A 16,008-nucleotide genomic window follows, 5' to 3' on the forward strand; every position below is an offset into this window, starting at 1 on the left:
CGCCAGGTGGATGTCGTCTCAACTACCGGGCTGACCAAGCGGTTCGGTCACGTCACGGCGGTGAACGACGTCAGCCTGCGGGTGCCGGCGGGCTCGCGGTTCGGGCTGCTCGGGCCCAACGGCTCGGGCAAGACCACGCTGGTGCGGATCCTGCTCGGGCTCGTCCACGCCACCGCGGGCACGGTGGAGGTGCTCGGCGAGGCGATGCCACGCCACGCCGCGAAGGTGCTGCCGCGCGTCGGTGCACTGGTGGAGACCCCGGCGGCGTGGCCGCACCTGTCGGGCCGGGCCAACCTGCGCCTGCTCGACGCCGCGGGCCGCGGCAGCGGTCGGGGCCGGCGCGCGCGGATCGAGGAGGCGCTGGCCGATGTCGGGCTCGACGGGGTCGACCGGCGTTCGGTCCGCGCGTACTCCCTCGGCATGCGGCAGCGCCTCGGCATCGCGGCGGCGCTGCTGCGCGGGCCCGAGCTGCTGCTGCTCGACGAGCCGACCAACGGCCTGGACCCCCGCGGGATCGGTGAGATCCGCGAGCTGCTGCTGCGGCTGAGCGCGCAGGGCACCACGGTGGTGCTGTCGAGCCACCTCCTCTCCGAGGTCGAGACGCTGTGCACGCGGGTCGGGGTGATGGACACCGGGCGGCTGGTGCTCAGCGCCGATCTCGACGACCTGCGCATCCCCACCGGTCAGGTGCTCGTCCGCACACCCGACCCGGCCGCCGTCGTCGGCCTGCTCGACGGCCAGGTGGAGCACCGCGACGGCGATCGGCTGCTCGTCCGCGCCCCCGATGCGGGATCGCTCAACGCGCGGCTGGTCGCCGCCGGGATCGTGGTCAGCGAGCTGGCCGTGCAGCACCGCACGCTGGAGCAGGTGGTGCTGGAGTCGACGGGGGCCGGGTCCGACCGGGTGACCCGATCGTGATCGGCGTCGAGCTGCGGCTGATGCTGCGCCGTCGGCGGGTCTGGCTGTGCTGGGCGCTGCTGTGCGCGCTGCCGGCGTTCGTGGCGGTGCTGCTGCGGGTGACGAACCTGGTGCCGCCGCCGGGGCAGGGCGGCGCGTTCCTGTCGGCGGTGGTCGGCAACGGGCAGCTGTTCCCCGCCGCGGCACTCGCGCTGGTGCTGCCGGTGTTCCTGCCGATCACGGTGGCCGTCGTCGCAGGCGACACGATCGCGGGCGAGGCGGGCACGGGCATGCTGCGCTACCTGCTGGTACGGCCGGTGGGTCGGCTGCGGCTGCTGGTGGCGAAGCTCGTGTCGGTGGCGGCGTTCGTGCTGCTGTCGGTGCTGCTGGTGACCGTCACCGGCTACATCGTCGGCGTCGCCGCGTTCGGCTTCGGTCCGGACGCGGCGATCGGCGGCGCGGGCGGCATCACGTCGCTCTCCGGGGTGGTGCTGACCCCGGCGGAGCTGGCCGGGCGCACCGCGATCGTCGTCGGCTACCTCGCGCTGTGCATGCTCGCGCTGGGTGCCGTCGGGTTGCTGTTCTCCACGATCACCGACTCCCCCATGGCGGCGGCGCTCGGCGTGCTGGCGCTGGTCGTGCTGAGCGCGGTGCTGTTGCCGCTCGACGCCGCGGCCGGCTTCCGGTTCTACCTGCCGACCACGCACTGGCTGGCCTGGATCGACGTCTACCGGGCGCCGATACTGTGGAACGCCGTGCGGGACGGCGCGGCCGTGCAGGCCGGGTACGTGCTGGTCGCGTTCGGTGCGGCGTGGGCGAACTTCGCCACCAAGGACATCACCAGCTGAGGCCCGTGCGAGGCTCGCCACCATGAACGACTGGGAACAGCGAACGGCCGCCGCGTGGGCGGCGATCGACGACCACGACGAGGTCGAATTCCGCGCCATGATCGACGAGCTCGCCGCGGAACTGCCCGCCGGCAGCGCCGTCGCCGACTTCGAGCGTGCCTGCGCCTTCGACTCCACCGGCCACTCCGACCAGGCGATCCCGCTCTACCGCCGCGCGCTCGACACCGGGCTGACCGGCATCCGCAGGCGCCGGGCGGTGATCCAGATGTCGAGCTCGATCCGCAACGTGGGCCGGCCGCAGGAGAGCGTCGAGCTGCTCACCGCCGAGCTGGCCGCGGGCTCCGACGAGCTCGACGACGCAGTGGCATGTGTGCTGGCACTGGCGCTCACCGACGTCGGGCGCGAACGGGAAGCGGTGGCGCTGGTGATCGGCGCACTGGCCCCGCACCTGCCGCGCTACCAGCGCTCGATGGCCAACTACGCACGGCTGCTGGTGGAGCCGGCGTAGCGGGCCGCCCCGAACGTCCAGCGGGGTAGCGCCGATCAACGCGCCCCGGCCGCCCGCAGCGTGGCGCAGTCCCCACCCGCGGCGATCGGTGCCACGCCGAGCGCGCGCAGGACCAAACCGACAACGGCCGGGTCGTTCGGCAACCCCCCGTGGTCGACGCGGGCCCCGGAACAGGTGTCCTGCACCGCGACGTTGACCGCGCCCGGCAGGCGGGCCGTGTCGGGCGGGGTCGCCGTCTGGTCGTCAGTGGACCAGACCGACAGCCAGGGCACGGCGTGCCCGACGTCGGCCCTGGCCAGCTCGGTGAGCTCGGCGCTGCCCGGTGCGAGCTGGCGGCAGGCGATCGGGCAGGCGTCGGGCACCGATGCCGAGCCCACCGCGGCGAGCGTCGTCCCGCCCAGCGGCGAGCCGACCGTGACCACCCGGCGGGCCTTGGCGGGGCCGTCGTCGCGGGCCACCCAGAGCCCGGCGACCACGCCGCCCGCCGAGTAGCCGATCAGGTCGACCGACGGGGCGCCTGCGGCGAGCGCGGCGTCGACGGCCGCGTCGAGCACCGTGACCTGCGCGGACAGGTCGCCCGTCCCGTCGCCGGGCAGCGCGATCACCCGGGTCGTGCGCCCGGTGGCGGCGATGCGGGCGGCCAGGCCCTGCAGCGATGCCTGGGAGCCGCCGTAGCCGGGGACGAGCAGCACCGGGCCCAGGACGTCCTGGGGTGGGTGGGCCGCCGGGTCGACGGTGCCGCCGCGGCCGGCGAATGCACGGACCCCGACCACGACGGCGACCACCAGCACCAGCACGGCCACCACCGCGACCAGCACCCGCCGCCGCCGACTCACCGCCGCCAGTCTGCCCGAGGTGGCGACCATCGTGCGGTGGGTGCCGGCGCGGAGGCGGCCCCGCCCCTCGAACTGCAGCATGGTGGCCATCCGAGCGTCAGATCGCAGGATGGCCACCATGCTGCGATCCGGGAGCGTCGTCGCGGGAGGGGCAGACCCCGCTACACCGGCGTCCCCACCAGCAGCGCCTGGACAACCCCGTCCGCCAGCAACCGCCCCCGCAGCGTCAATACCGCCACCCCGCCGGCGAGGGCGGCGGGGTCGAGCAGGCCGTCGCCGGCGGCCGTGGCCGCCGCCGCCCGCCCGGGCTCGTCGAGCAGGTCGACCGGCAGCCCCGACGCCAGCCGCAACCGCAGCATCACGCGCTCGGTGTGGCGTTCGGACTCCGTCAGCTCCTCGCGACCGGCCTCCGGCGTGTTGCCCTCGGCGAGCAGCGTGGCGTAGCGGGCGGGGTGCTTGACGTTCCACCAGCGCGCCCCGGCGAGGTGGGAGTGGGCGCCGGGGCCCAGGCCCCACCAGTCGCCGTCGAGCCAGTAGCCGAGGTTGTGCCGGCAGGCAGCGGCGTCGGACGCGGCCCAGTTCGACACCTCGTACCAGCCCAGGCCGGCCGCCGTCAGCCGCTCGTCGATCATCTCGTAGCGGGCGGCGGCCACGTCGTCGTCGGGTGCGGGCAGCTCACCGCGGGCCACCCGCCGGGCCAGCGCGGTGCCGTCCTCGACGATCAGCGCATAGGCCGAGACGTGGTCGACGCCGGCGCCGAGCACGGCGTCCAGGGAGGCGCGCAGGTCGTCGTCGGTCTCGCCGGGTGTGGAGTAGATGAGGTCGAGGTTGAGGTGCTCGAACCCGGCCGCGCGCGCCTCGTGCGCCGCCGCGACGGCCCGGCCCGGCGTGTGGCGGCGTTCGAGCACCCGCAGCACGTGTGGCGCGGCCGACTGCATGCCCAGTGAGATCCGGGTGAAACCGGCGGCGAGCAGGCCGTCGAAGAACTCCGGAGAGGTGGACTCCGGGTTGGACTCGGTGGTGACCTCCGCGCCGGGCGCCAGCCCGAACGTGTCCCGGACGGCGCCGAGCACCTCGCCGAGGCGCGCCGCGCCCATCAGCGACGGCGTGCCACCGCCGACGAAGACGGTGTCGACCGGGCGCGCGCCGACCGTGGCGGCGGCCAGCTCCAGCTCACGGTGGACGGCGGCGAGCCAGCCCTCCGGCGAGGCACCGGAGCCGTCGAGCTCGGAGGCGGTGTAGGTGTTGAAGTCGCAGTAGCCGCAGCGTGCAGCACAGAAGGGCACGTGGACGTAGATCCCGAACGGCGGCACGGGAGACCAGTGTGCCACCGGGCCGGTCCCGGATCCCGGGCGCCACATGTCAGGAAGGACGCCCTCCTGACGTTCACCGTCAGCGGGGACGCCCTCCTGACATCGGGCGACGCAGCGGGCGACACCGAATCGACCGCCGCTAGGGTCGCGAGTCGTGGATGGTCCGTGGGTCAATCTCGCCGAGCAGCTCGGTGCCGACCTGCACCTCGACCTGGCTGGTCCGGGCAGCCGCCGGGCCGTGCTCATCCGCGCATTGCGCGAGGCCATCCGCACGCAGCGGTTCCCACCGGGCACGAAGCTGCCGCCCTACCGCTCGGTCGCCGCGGATCTCGGGCTGGCCCGCAACACCGTTGCCGACGCCTACGCCGAGCTGGTCGCCGAGGGCTGGCTGATGGCCAAGCAGGGTTCCGGCACGCGCGTGGCGGAGCGCGCCGAACCGCTCGCCATCGCCACCACGACGCTGACCAGCGCCGTCGCCGCCCGGCCCCTGATCCACGACCTTCGGCAGGGGTTGCCCGACGCGTCCGCCTTCCCCCGCTCCGCCTGGCTCGCGGCGGCGCGCAGAGCGATCACGCAGGCCCCCAACGAGGCCTTCGGACCCGGCGACCCCCGCGGCCGCATCGAGCTGCGCGTCGCGCTCACCGAGTACCTGGCGCGCGCCCGCGGCGTCCGCACCAGCCCCGACCGCATCGTGATCTGCTCGGGCTTCGCGCACGCGCTGCGCGTGCTGTTCCCGGCGGTGCTGCGAGGGCCGGTCGCGGTGGAGTCCTACCAGCTCGCGTTCCACCGGCTGATCCTCGCCGCCGCCGGGGTGGCGACCGTGGCGCTCCCGCTCGACGAGGAGGGCGCGCAGGTCGCCGGGCTCACCGACCGGCCGGACGTGTCGACGGTCCTGCTCACGCCGGCCCACCAGTTCCCGCTCGGCGGTCCGCTGGCCGCCCATCGGCGCGCCGCCGTCGTCGACCGGGCCCGCGCGGGCGGCGGCCTGCTCATCGAGGACGACTACGACGGCGAGTTCCGCTACGACCGCCAACCCGTCGGCGCCGTGCAGGGCCTCGACCCCGACCACGTCCTCTACATCGGCTCGGTGAGCAAGAGCCTCTCCCCCGCGCTGCGGCTGGGCTGGATGGTGCTGCCGGAACGGCTGGTCGACGCCGCGCTGGGCGCAAAGGGGCAGCGGGAGGCGTGGGCGGGCGTGACCGACCAGCTCACGCTCGCCGAGCTGATCACCTCGGGCGACTACGACCGGCACATCCGCCGCACCCGCCAGCGCTACCGCCGACGCCGCGATCACCTCGTGCAGAGCCTCGCCGAACGCGTTCCGCACGTGGTGCCCGCCGGAATCGCGGCCGGTCTGCACACCGTGCTGCGCCTGCCGGCCGGCACCGAGGACGCGGCGCTCGACGCGGCGACCCGGGCCGGCATCGAGCTGGACGGGCTGGCCGCCTTCCGGCATCCGGACGCCGGCGTCGGACCGGCCGCCGACGGCCTGGTCGTCGGGTACGCCGCCCCGCCCGACCTCGGCTACCGCGGCGCCGTCGACGCCCTGTGCACGACGCTGGCGTCAGTGCGCTGAAGGGGCGCCCGCGTCAGCTCCCCGCGAATTCCCGGCGATCGGCGGCGAGCAACCCGAACAGGAGGTCGTCGGTCCACTCCCCCTTGATCCAGGTGTTGGACCGCAGCAGCCCCTCCTCGCGGAAGCCGAGGCGGCGCAGCAACCGCGCGGACGGGTGGTTGCGCGCATCGCACTCCGCCGAGACGCGGTGCAGGCCCCGCTCGTCGAACAGGACGTCGAGCAGCCCGCCGACGGCCTCGGTGGCCAGGCCCCGCCCCTGGAACGCGGGCGCGAGCGTGAATCCGAGCTGCGCCTGCATCCCGTTCTCGTGCAGGTCGATCCCGATGTCGCCCACCAGTTCATCGGTGGAGCGCAGCGCGATCGCGTACTGGAACCAGCCCGGCTCCTCGGGGTCGGCGTCGACGAACCGCGCCACGGTGGTGACCGCCGCAGGCAGCGAGACCGGCGCCGTCCAGGACTGGTAGCGCGCGACCTCCGGCCGGGAGCGGTACGCGGCGAACGCGACGGCGTCGGTGGGCCGGAAGCGGCGCAGCGTGACGCGGGTGGTCTCCAGCAGCAGCGTCATCGGGTTCGCCGCCCCGCCTGGAGCGCCTGCGCGGTGTGCACGGCACCCATCCTCACCGCATCGGGACCGTCGGGACCACCCTCTTGCGGCGGGTGATTCGCGACCCCGACGTGTGAGAACGCTCCCAGCATGCGGACACCCATGGATCGTTGACCGGACAGATGGCACTCTTGACGCTGTGACCGCGCCGACGCTCGACCCGCATGCGGGTCCTCCTGCGTCCATGGTCCACCCGGCAAGCGGCTCCGGCGCACTCGCGCTCCGCCTCGTGGCCCGCCGCCACGTCGATCTGCACCGGGTCAGCAGCGCTCTCTGTCGAGCAGCTCGCTAGCACCCGCCGCCCCCTCTCCCACCACGGCGCCGGGCGTCACCGATCCCGGACGTTCCTCGGGCAGGATGGCGCGCGGCCGCAACCGGAGGCACACCGTCTTGGCCCCCACCACCGCCACTCCCGGCAAGCGCAAGCGCGGCGAAGGCCAGTGGAAGCTCGGTCACCGCGAGCCACTGAACCCCAACGAGCGCACGAAGAAGGACGACGACGGGCTCAACGTCCGAGCCCGGATCGAGAACGTCTACGCCCAACGCGGCTTCGACTCGATCGACCCCGCCGATCTGCGCGGCCGGATGCGCTGGTGGGGTCTCTACACGCAACGCCGCCCCGGCATCGACGGCGGCCGCACCGCGGCGCTGGAGCCCGAGGAGCTCGACGACAGCTACTTCATGCTCCGCGTCCGCGTGGACGGCGGCACGCTCACCACCGAGCAGGTGCGCGCGCTCGGCGAGATCTCGCAGACCTACGCGCGCGACACCGCGGATGTCACCGACCGGAACAACATCCAGTACCACTGGATCCAGATCGAGGACATGCCTGCGATCTGGAAGAAGCTCGAGGACCACGGGATGATCACGACCGAGGCCTGCGGTGACACACCCCGCGCGTTCCTCGGCTCGCCCGTCGCGGGGGTCGCGGCCGGCGACAAGATCGACCCCACGCCCGTGATCCGCCAGATCCGCGAGAAGTACGTCGGCAGCCCGGAGTTCTCGAACCTGCCGCGAAAGTTCAAGACGGCCATCTCCTGGCAGCAGGACGTGGCCCACGAGGTCAACGACATCTCGTTCATCGGTGTGGAGCACCCCGAGCACGGCCCCGGCTTCGACCTGTGGGTCGGTGGTGGCCTCTCCACCAACCCGAAGCTCGCGGTGCGGCTGGGCGCGTTCGTCCCCCTCGACGAGATCCCCGACGTGTGGGCCGGGGTCGTCTCGGTCTTCCGGGACTACGGCTACCGCCGGTTGCGCCACCGCGCCCGCCTGAAGTTCCTCGTCACCGACTGGGGTCCCGCGGAGTTCCGGCGCGTCCTCGAGGAGGAGTACCTCCACCGGAAGCTGGTCGATGGTCCCGCGCCGGTCACCCCGGAGCGCCCGATCGACCACATCGGTGTGCACAAGCAGGCCGACGGTCGCAACTACGTCGGCGTCGCGCCCGCGTCGGGCCGCATCTCCGGCACCACGCTGGTGGATCTGGCCGATGCCGCCGAGCGGGCGGGATCCCGGCGGGTCAACCTCACGCCGTACCAGAAGATCGTCGTGCTCGACGTGGCCGACGGCAACGTCAGCACGCTGACGCGGGAGCTCGCCGAGCTGGGGCTCCCGTCGGACCCGTCACCGTGGCGGCGCTCCACGATGGCGTGCACCGGCATCGAGTACTGCAAGTTGGCGATCGTCGAGACCAAGGAACGCGCGATCCGGCTCGTCGAGGAGCTGGAGAAGCGCCTCGTCGACCTCAGCCCCGAGGCACCGATCTCCATCCATCTCAACGGGTGCCCGAACGCATGCGCCCGCACGCAGGTCGCCGACATCGGGCTGAAGGGCCAGATCGTCACCGATGAGAACGGCCACCAGGTCGAGGGCTTCCAGGTGCACCTGGGGGGCGGCCTCGGGCTCGACTCCGGGTTCGGCCGCAAGCTGCGCGGCCTCAAGGTCACCAGCGCGGAGCTGGGTGACTACGTCGAGCGGCTCGTGCGCCGCTTCGTCGCGGACCGCGAGGAGGGCGAGCGGTTCGCGCAGTGGGTGCTGCGGGCACCGGAGGACGACCTCAAGTGAGCCCGACGTGAGCGAGCGGGCCGTCCCGTTCTACTGCCCGTACTGCGGCGACGAGGACCTGCGCCCCGCCGAGCAGAGCGAGCGGGTGCCCCGTGGCGCCTGGTACTGCGCGGCCTGCCTGCGCACGTTCTCCCTGAAGATGATCGGTATCGGAGTCCCGGAGGTCTCCCGATGAGCCTGGCAACAGAGAACGATCTTCGATCGGTCGCCGAGCGCGGCGCCGCCCAACTCGGCCCGGACGCCACCGCCGAGCAGGTGCTCGCCTGGGCCGCCGAGACGTTCGAGAAGCTGATCGTGGCGTCGAACATGCAGGACGCGGTGCTGGTCGACCTCGCCGCGAAGGCGGCACCAGGGGTCGACGTCCTGTTCCTGGAGACCGGCTACCACTTCGCCGAGACGATCGGCACCCGCGACGCCGTCGAGCACGTCTACGACGTGCGGATGGTCAACGCGACACCCGAGCACACGGTGGCCGAGCAGGACTCCCTGCTGGGCAAGGACCTGTTCGCGCGCGACCCGAACCAGTGCTGCGCGCTGCGCAAGGTCGCCCCGCTCACGAACACGCTGGCCGGGTACGACGCCTGGGTCACCGGCGTGCGCCGCGTCGAGGCTCCGACCAGGGCGAACACGCCTTTGGTCACCTATGACGAGAAGTTCGGGCTTGTGAAGATCAACCCGATCGCGGCCTGGAGCGACGACGACATGGAGTCCTACATCAACGCCAACGGCGTGCTCGTCAACCCGCTCGTGTCCGAGGGCTACCCGTCGATCGGCTGCGCCCCCTGCACCGCGAAGCCCGCCCCCGGCGCCGATCCGCGGTCGGGCCGCTGGGCCGGCACCGGTAAGATCGAGTGCGGGTTGCACGTCCAGTGAGCGCCCCGACGATGGACGCCCTCGACGCGCTCGAGTCCGAGGCCATCCACATCTTCCGCGAGGTGGCGGGCGAGTTCGACCGTCCGGTGATCCTCTTCTCCGGCGGCAAGGACTCCACGCTGCTGGTGCACCTGGCCGTCAAGGCGTTCGCGCCCGCACCGGTGCCGTTCCCGCTGCTGCACGTCGACACCGGGCACAACTACAGCGAGGTCATCGACTTCCGCGACCGGCTCGTGGGGAAGCTCGGGCTGCGCCTCGAGGTCGCCCACGTCCAGGACTGGATCGACGACGGCCGGCTGGTGGAGCGTGCCGACGGCACCCGCAACCCGCTGCAGACGGTGCCGCTGCTCGACTCGATCGTCGAGGGCAAGTACGACGCCGTGTTCGGCGGCGGGCGGCGCGACGAGGAACGCGCCCGCGCCAAGGAACGCATCATGAGCCTGCGCGACGCGTTCGGTCGCTGGGACCCCCGCAGCCAGCGCCCCGAGCTGTGGAACCTCTACAACGGCCGCCACGCCGCCGGCGAGCACGTGCGCGTGTTCCCGATCTCCAACTGGACCGAGCTCGACGTCTGGCGCTACATCCAGCGCGAGCGGATCGGGCTGCCGTCGATCTACTACAGCCACCAGCGCGAGGTGTTCCGCCGCGACGGGATGTGGCTGGCGGAAGGCCCGTGGGGCGGACCGCGCGGCAACGAGGCGCTCGAGCTCAAGACGGTGCGCTACCGCACGGTCGGCGACGGCTCGTGCACCGGCGCCGTCGAGTCCGACGCATCCACGCTCGACGAGATCATCGCCGAGGTCACGGCGTCGCGGCTCACCGAGCGCGGGGCCACCCGCGCCGATGACCGGCTCGGCGAGGCCGCCATGGAAGACCGCAAGCGCGAGGGGTATTTCTAAGTGAGCACCACCAAGGATCTCCTGCGGTTCGCGACAGCGGGCTCCGTGGATGACGGCAAGTCCACGCTGGTCGGACGGCTGCTGTACGACACCAAGTCGGTGCTGGCCGACCAGATCGAGGCGGTGCAGCGGGCGTCGGTCGACAAGGGTCTGACCACGCCGGACCTGTCGCTGCTGGTGGACGGGCTGCGCGCCGAGCGCGAGCAGGGCATCACCATCGACGTCGCGTACCGCTACTTCTCCACCCCCACGCGCGAGTTCGTGCTGGCCGACACCCCCGGCCACGTGCAGTACACCCGCAACACCGTCACCGGTGCGTCCACCGCGGAGCTCGCGGTGCTGCTCGTCGATGCCCGCCACGGCGTCGTGGAGCAGACCCGACGCCACGCCGCCGTGCTCGCGCTGCTGCGCGTCCCGCGGCTGGTGCTCGCGATCAACAAGATCGACCTCGTCGACTACGACGAGGCCGTGCTCACGGCCATCGCGAAGGACTTCGCCGGGCTCGCCCGATCACTCGGGTTCGCCGACGAGGCCGTGGTGACGATCCCGGTGTCGGCGCTCGTGGGCGACAACGTGGTGGATCGCTCCGCACACACGCCCTGGTACGAGGGTCCGACGCTGCTCGGGCACCTGGAGTCGGTGCCCGTCACACCGCCGGAGGCCGACGCGCCGTTCCGGATGCCCGTGCAGTACGTGATCCGGCCCCGCACGCAGGAGCTGCACGACTACCGCGGTTACGCGGGCCAGGTCGCCGCCGGCATCGTGGCCGCGGGCGACGAGATCGTGGTGCTGCCCGGTGGCGCGCGCACCACCGTCGCCTCGGTCGAGACCGCGGACGGGCCGCTGACCGCCGCCGGTGCGGGCCGCAGCATCACGATCCTGCTGACCGACGACATCGACATCTCCCGGGGCGACGTGCTGGCCTCGGCCGCGCACCCGCCGCGCGTCACCAGCGAGTTCGACGCCACCCTGTGCTGGCTCGCCGAGAAGCCGCTGCGCCCGGGCGCCCGGCTGCTGCTCAAGCACGGCACCCGCACCACACAGGTGATCGTCGGGGCGCTGGGCGAGCGGCTCGACACCGACACGGTCGCCTATGTCGAGGCCCCCGAGCAGCTCGCGATCAACGACATCGCGCTGGTGTCGCTGCGCACGGCCGACCCGCTGCCGGTGGACGACTACGCCACCGACCGCGTCACCGGCAGCTTCCTGCTGATCGACCCGCCCAGCGGCAACACGCTCGCCGCCGGTCTCGTCGGCAGCCCGTTGAAGGTGGCCCCCTGAGGTGCTCCCACCGCTGATCGCCGTCGCGCACGGCAGCCGCGATCCGCGTTCGGCTGCCACGGTCGCGGCGCTGATGCAGGAGGTCCGGGCCCAGCGCCCGGACCTCGACGTGCGGCTTGCGTTCCTGGACCTGAACGCGCCCCGGCTGCCCGACGTCATCGCGGGCGTGGCGGCCGACGAGCACCGCCGCGCCGTCGTGGTACCGCTGTTGCTGGGGCACGCCTTCCACGCCCGTGTCGACGTTCCCGGCGAGGTCCGCCGCGCCGCTCACCGCCATCCCCTGCTCGACATCGGTGTCGCCGAGGTGCTCGGCGGCGACGACCGGCTGGAGGACGCCGCCCTCGACCGGCTCGCGGCCGTCACGCCGCTGCACGACCCGCGACTGGGCGTGGTGCTCGCCGCCATCGGCTCCTCGCACGCCCCGGCCAACGCCGCGGTGGCGCGCATCGCCGGCAGGTGGACACGACGGTTCGGCTGGGCGGGTGCGGCGGTCGGCTACGCCACCGCCAACGGGCCGAGCGTCGCCGACACGATCGCCACGCTGCGCCGTGACGGTGCGCGCCGGGTGGCAGTGGCGCCGTGGATCCTCGCGCCGGGCCTGCTGCCCGACCGCATCGACCGCGCCGCCGCCGACCACAGCGTGCCGGTCGCCGCCCCGCTGGGCACCCACCCGCTGGTGGCGGCCACGGTGCTCGGCCGGTACGACGACGCCGCTGCCGGGGTGCCCCGCCGCGCTGCGGGCTGAGCGCGGCGGGGCGCGGTCGCGCGGTCACCGTTTCCGCGCCTCATGGAACCTTGTGGTCGCCCACGCACGTCCCGGAACCACCACGCGGTTCCATGAGGCGCCCACCCAGCCACCCGCCGAGCTGCCCGGCCGCACCAGCGAGCAACCACTCACCACACCGCCCCCTCCCTTTGGGAGGGGGCCAGCTACGTGATCGGAACATTTCCGCCGGTGGTCTCGGTCACTTCGATCGCCCGTTGAGCGGCAATACCGGCGCTGACCAGGAAGAAGCCAAGAGGTACGGACATTTGCCCACCGTTCCCGCATCACGGATGGTCGGTTGTCCTGGACGCTCCCGGGCCGCACGATGGTGTGGTGACGTCGAGCCCGCTGCGCACGCAGCCCGTCCCCGCCGGTTCCCGGCGTGGAGACGATGGCGCCTCGACGATCCCGTTCGCGGACCTCGAGCGGTTCTGGCCGTCTCGGCGAGGTCACGCGTTCGACGAGCTCTGTCGCTGATACAGCCGTACGGCACCGCCCTGCGCACACCTGTGCGCTCCGCCGTGTCCCGCCAGCGATCCCGCTCGTCAGTCGCGCTCCCCCGGGCGCCCCGCTAAGGAACCCATCACAGATGCGTCTCCGCTCGAGAATCCCGCTCGTCGCCACCGTCGCCGTGATCGCCGTCGGCGTGCTCGCCTCCTGCTCCCGCGCCGCCGAGGCACCCGCACCCGCTCCCGCAGCATCCGGCACCCCCGCCGCCGAGCTGCGGCTGGCCTACTTCCCCAACATCACCCACGCACCCGCGCTGATCGGCCTCGACAAGGGCTTCTTCGCGCAGGAGCTGGGCAGCACCAAGCTCACGACGCAGCCGTTCAACGCCGGCCCCGACGAGGTCGCGGCGCTGCTGGGCGGCTCGCTCGACGCCGGCTTCATCGGGTCCAGCCCGGCCATCAACGCCTTCGCCAAGTCCAACGGCGCGGTCCGCCTGATCGCCGGCTCCACCTCCGGTGGTGCGCAGCTCGTCGTCGCACCCGGCATCACCACGCCCGACCAGCTCAAGGGCAAGATCATCGCGACGCCGCAGGCGGGCAACACGCAGGACGTCTCGTTCAAGAAGTGGCTCAAGGCCAACAACCTCGAGATCGGCACCGGGCCCGACAAGGTCACCGTGCAGAACCTCGACAACCCGCGCACGCTCGACCTGTTCAAGTCCGGCCAGCTCGCGGGCGGCTGGCTGCCCGAGCCGTGGAGCTCCCGGCTGGTCGACGCCGGCGCGAAGGTCCTCGTCGACGAGAAGTCGCTGTGGCCCAACGGGCAGTTCCCGACCACGGTGCTGATCGTCCGCACCCAGTACCTGCAGGAGCACCCGGATACGATCGCGGCGCTGCTGCGCGGCGAGCAGAAGGCCATCGACTTCGCCACCGGCAACCCGGCCGAGGCCAAGACGGTCACCAACGACAGCATCAAGAAGCTGACGAACTCCGCGCTCGCCCCGGCCGTGCTCGACCGGGCCTTCAGCGAGCTGAGCTTCACCATCGACCCTCTGGCAGCAACGTTCCCGCAGCTCTCCAAGGACAGCGTCACCGCTGGTGCCACGGAGAAGGAGACGAAGCTGGCCGGATTCCTCGACCTGAAGGCGCTCAACAGCGTCCTGCAGGCAGCGGGCAAGCCTGCGGTGGACGCCGCCGGTCTCGACAAGCAGGGATGACGCCATGACCGCGATCCTGGAGCACCCCCGTACCGGCACCGCCGCGGTGGACCTGAGCGGCGTCGCCAAGACCTTCGGCACGGGAGCGGGCGCCGTCACCGCACTGCAGGGCATCGACCTGCAGGTGCGGCCCGGCGAGTTCGTCTGCCTGCTCGGCGCTTCGGGATGCGGCAAGTCGACGCTGCTCAACCTCGTGGCCGGTCTCGAGGAGCCGACGGCGGGCACGGTGCAGCTGAGCACCACCCGTCCGTCGTTCATGTTCCAGGAGTCGGCGCTGCTGCCGTGGCTCACCGCGAGCCGCAACATCGAGCTCCCGCTGCAGCTGAGCGGTCTCGGCAAGCGGGCGCGCCGCGACCGCGCGGGCGAGCTGCTCGAACTGGTCCGCCTCGACGGTCAGGGCGCCAAGCGGCCGCACGAGCTCTCCGGTGGGATGCGGCAGCGCGTCTCGCTGGCCCGTGCGCTCGCCGCGGCCACGAGCTCGGGCGAGGGCAACGGCCTGCTGCTGATGGACGAGCCGTTCGCCGCGCTCGACGCCATCACCCGCGACGTGCTGCAGAGCGAGCTGTTGCGCGTGTGGGAGGCCACCGGCACCACCATCCTGTTCGTCACCCACGATGTCCGCGAGGCCATCCGGCTGGCGCAGCGGGTGGTGCTGCTGTCGTCGCGGCCGGGCACGGTCGTCGGCGAGTGGAACGTGGCCGAACACGGCCCGGAGCTGCACGGGGAGATCACCGCGCAGCTGCGCCAGGTGATCACGAGCCATGCCGCCTGAACTGGACACCCGCAAGGAATCCCCCGCTGCCGGCGCCGATGACGCGGCGGCGGTGGCGGGACTCGACGCGCTCGACACCCCCACCGTCGTCCGGTCGCCGTGGTGGCGGCGAGCGCTGGCGGTCTGGGTGCCTCCGATCGTCGCGCTGGTGCTGTTCCTGCTGGTCTGGCAGCTGGTGTGGGCCTCGGCCATCACCAGCGAGTTCAAGGTCCCGCAGCCGGCCAGTGTCTGGTCCGAGTTCCTCAAGATCGTCGACGACAGCAGCGTGCTGGCCATCCTGTGGACGTCGATCAGCCGCGCGTTCCTCGGCTTCTTCATCGCGCTGGTGATCGCGACGCCGCTCGGGCTGCTGGTGGCCAAGGTCAAGGTCGTGCGCGCCGCGATCGGGCCGCTGCTCTCGGGACTGCAGAGCCTGCCGTCGGTGGCATGGGTGCCGGCCGCGGTGCTCTGGTTCGGGCTGACCGATGCCACCATCTACTTCGTGGTGCTCGCGGGCTCCATCCCGTCGATCGCCAACGGACTGGTGGCGGGCATCGACCAGATCCCGCCGATCCTGCCGCGCGTCGGCCAGGTGCTCGGCGCGCGCGGGCTCACCAGCGCCCGCCACATCCTGCTGCCGGCGGCGCTGCCGGGCTACCTGGCGGGATGCAAGCAGGGCTGGGCGTTCTCGTGGCGCTCGCTGATGGCCGCGGAGATCATCGCGGCCGGGCCGCTGCTCGGTTTCGGGCTGGGCGCCTACCTCAAGCAGGGCAGCGACTTCAGCAACATGCCCGGCGTCATCGCCGCCATCTTCCTCATCCTGATCGTCGGGATCGGCATCGAACTGCTGATCTTCCGGCCGATCGAGCGGCGCGTGCTGCGAGCACGCGGCCTCTCGCTCGCGACATAGTTCGAGTTCGGTGAAACCCACCGGCACGATGGTCAAAGATTTGCGTACCCTGTGGTTCATGGACGTCGCTGCCCTCGCTGTTGCAGCCGCCATCGGGTTCGCCTTCCTCCTCCCCTCCCGGCTTCACGGCCGTGCTGGAGCAACGGTGCTCCCACTCGCCACCATGGCACTGTCGCGCCCGCGTGCCCTCACCCGGCGCCGCGATCGCGACCTGTGCCA

General features: G+C 72.6%; 17 protein-coding genes. 14 read left to right on the forward strand and 3 right to left on the reverse strand.

The window, feature by feature from the left end; all coding sequences use genetic code 11:
* Positions 1-6: 6 nt before the first annotated feature.
* From ACFPFQ_RS01535 to ACFPFQ_RS01545, 3 genes are read left to right on the forward strand one after another with little or no spacing between them, the layout of a single operon-like run.
* Entirely contained in the window at positions 7-918 is a 912-nt protein-coding gene (locus ACFPFQ_RS01535; RefSeq protein WP_379613900.1) for an ABC transporter ATP-binding protein, read from the forward strand.
* The gene (locus tag ACFPFQ_RS01540; RefSeq protein ID WP_379613902.1) at positions 915-1,745 is read left to right on the forward strand and encodes an ABC transporter permease; all 831 of its coding nucleotides are present in this window, start codon (positions 915-917) and stop codon (positions 1,743-1,745) included. Before ACFPFQ_RS01535 ends, ACFPFQ_RS01540 begins: the two co-directional genes overlap by 4 nt.
* A gap of 22 nt (positions 1,746-1,767) precedes the next feature.
* Positions 1,768-2,253 carry a tetratricopeptide repeat protein gene (locus ACFPFQ_RS01545; RefSeq protein WP_379613904.1) on the forward strand — a complete coding sequence of 162 codons (486 nt, stop codon included), beginning with the start codon at positions 1,768-1,770 and terminating at the stop codon, positions 2,251-2,253.
* Between the two features lie 35 nt (positions 2,254-2,288).
* On the opposite strand, the gene ACFPFQ_RS01550 is transcribed toward ACFPFQ_RS01545, so the two are convergent.
* Positions 2,289-3,170, reverse strand: a complete 882-nt coding sequence (locus tag ACFPFQ_RS01550; protein ID WP_379613906.1) for an esterase/lipase family protein — start codon at positions 3,168-3,170, stop codon at positions 2,289-2,291.
* Between the two features lie 80 nt (positions 3,171-3,250).
* Positions 3,251-4,450 carry a radical SAM family heme chaperone HemW gene (hemW, locus tag ACFPFQ_RS01555; protein ID WP_379613908.1) on the reverse strand — a complete coding sequence of 400 codons (1,200 nt, stop codon included), beginning with the start codon at positions 4,448-4,450 and terminating at the stop codon, positions 3,251-3,253.
* A gap of 106 nt (positions 4,451-4,556) precedes the next feature.
* Between hemW and ACFPFQ_RS01560 the strand changes: the two genes are divergently transcribed.
* Positions 4,557-5,978 carry a PLP-dependent aminotransferase family protein gene (locus tag ACFPFQ_RS01560; protein WP_379613910.1) on the forward strand — a complete coding sequence of 474 codons (1,422 nt, stop codon included), beginning with the start codon at positions 4,557-4,559 and terminating at the stop codon, positions 5,976-5,978.
* A 13-nt stretch (positions 5,979-5,991) separates the two neighbouring features.
* Here the strand turns inward: ACFPFQ_RS01560 and ACFPFQ_RS01565 are convergent, their stop codons facing one another.
* Entirely contained in the window at positions 5,992-6,543 is a 552-nt protein-coding gene (locus tag ACFPFQ_RS01565; RefSeq protein WP_379613912.1) for a GNAT family N-acetyltransferase, read from the reverse strand.
* A gap of 223 nt (positions 6,544-6,766) precedes the next feature.
* Here ACFPFQ_RS01565 and ACFPFQ_RS01570 point away from each other — a divergent pair, with 223 nt between their 5' ends.
* From ACFPFQ_RS01570 to ACFPFQ_RS01615, 10 genes are all read left to right on the forward strand, one after another.
* Positions 6,767-6,874, forward strand: a complete 108-nt coding sequence (locus tag ACFPFQ_RS01570; protein ID WP_379614319.1) for a putative leader peptide — start codon at positions 6,767-6,769, stop codon at positions 6,872-6,874.
* Between the two features lie 65 nt (positions 6,875-6,939).
* Positions 6,940-8,643, forward strand: coding sequence for a nitrite/sulfite reductase (locus tag ACFPFQ_RS01575; protein WP_379613914.1), 1,704 nt, complete (start codon positions 6,940-6,942; stop codon positions 8,641-8,643).
* Between the two features lie 7 nt (positions 8,644-8,650).
* Positions 8,651-8,818, forward strand: coding sequence for an Insertion element protein (locus tag ACFPFQ_RS01580; RefSeq protein ID WP_379613916.1), 168 nt, complete (start codon positions 8,651-8,653; stop codon positions 8,816-8,818).
* Positions 8,815-9,516 (forward strand): phosphoadenylyl-sulfate reductase, encoded by a 702-nt coding sequence (locus ACFPFQ_RS01585; RefSeq protein WP_379613918.1) that lies wholly within the window; start codon positions 8,815-8,817, stop codon positions 9,514-9,516. The genes ACFPFQ_RS01580 and ACFPFQ_RS01585 overlap by 4 nt, the downstream gene beginning before the upstream one ends.
* Before the next feature lie 11 nt (positions 9,517-9,527).
* A complete protein-coding gene (cysD, locus tag ACFPFQ_RS01590; protein ID WP_379614321.1) occupies positions 9,528-10,415 on the forward strand; it encodes a sulfate adenylyltransferase subunit CysD in 888 nt (295 codons plus the stop codon).
* On the forward strand, positions 10,416-11,696 hold the full coding sequence (locus tag ACFPFQ_RS01595) for a sulfate adenylyltransferase subunit 1 (protein ID WP_379613920.1): 1,281 nt from the start codon (positions 10,416-10,418) through the stop codon (positions 11,694-11,696).
* A 1-nt stretch (position 11,697) separates the two neighbouring features.
* On the forward strand, positions 11,698-12,441 hold the full coding sequence (locus ACFPFQ_RS01600) for a sirohydrochlorin chelatase (RefSeq protein ID WP_379613922.1): 744 nt from the start codon (positions 11,698-11,700) through the stop codon (positions 12,439-12,441).
* Positions 12,442-13,051: 610 nt separating this feature from the next.
* Positions 13,052-14,128, forward strand: a complete 1,077-nt coding sequence (locus ACFPFQ_RS01605) for an ABC transporter substrate-binding protein (protein WP_379613924.1) — start codon at positions 13,052-13,054, stop codon at positions 14,126-14,128.
* Between the two features lie 4 nt (positions 14,129-14,132).
* Positions 14,133-14,900, forward strand: coding sequence for an ABC transporter ATP-binding protein (locus tag ACFPFQ_RS01610; protein WP_379613926.1), 768 nt, complete (start codon positions 14,133-14,135; stop codon positions 14,898-14,900).
* Positions 14,890-15,789, forward strand: coding sequence for an ABC transporter permease (locus tag ACFPFQ_RS01615; RefSeq protein WP_379613928.1), 900 nt, complete (start codon positions 14,890-14,892; stop codon positions 15,787-15,789). The genes ACFPFQ_RS01610 and ACFPFQ_RS01615 overlap by 11 nt, the downstream gene beginning before the upstream one ends.
* Positions 15,790-16,008 lie beyond the last annotated feature (219 nt).

The organism is Pseudonocardia sp. GCM10023141 (genome assembly GCF_042653605.1).

Coding starts and splice junctions, on each gene's coding strand:
- ACFPFQ_RS01610 (WP_379613926.1), top strand. CDS start 14,133: ATGACCGCGATCCTGGAGCACCCCCGTACCGGCACCGCCGCGGTGGAC.
- cysD (WP_379614321.1), top strand. CDS start 9,528: ATGGACGCCCTCGACGCGCTCGAGTCCGAGGCCATCCACATCTTCCGC.
- ACFPFQ_RS01570 (WP_379614319.1), top strand. CDS start 6,767: ATGGTCCACCCGGCAAGCGGCTCCGGCGCACTCGCGCTCCGCCTCGTG.
- hemW (WP_379613908.1), bottom strand. CDS start 4,450: ATGTGGCGCCCGGGATCCGGGACCGGCCCGGTGGCACACTGGTCTCCC.
- ACFPFQ_RS01575 (WP_379613914.1), top strand. CDS start 6,940: ATGGCGCGCGGCCGCAACCGGAGGCACACCGTCTTGGCCCCCACCACC.
- ACFPFQ_RS01605 (WP_379613924.1), top strand. CDS start 13,052: ATGCGTCTCCGCTCGAGAATCCCGCTCGTCGCCACCGTCGCCGTGATC.
- ACFPFQ_RS01615 (WP_379613928.1), top strand. CDS start 14,890: ATGCCGCCTGAACTGGACACCCGCAAGGAATCCCCCGCTGCCGGCGCC.
- ACFPFQ_RS01585 (WP_379613918.1), top strand. CDS start 8,815: ATGAGCCTGGCAACAGAGAACGATCTTCGATCGGTCGCCGAGCGCGGC.
- ACFPFQ_RS01550 (WP_379613906.1), bottom strand. CDS start 3,170: ATGCTGCAGTTCGAGGGGCGGGGCCGCCTCCGCGCCGGCACCCACCGC.
- ACFPFQ_RS01565 (WP_379613912.1), bottom strand. CDS start 6,543: ATGACGCTGCTGCTGGAGACCACCCGCGTCACGCTGCGCCGCTTCCGG.
- ACFPFQ_RS01545 (WP_379613904.1), top strand. CDS start 1,768: ATGAACGACTGGGAACAGCGAACGGCCGCCGCGTGGGCGGCGATCGAC.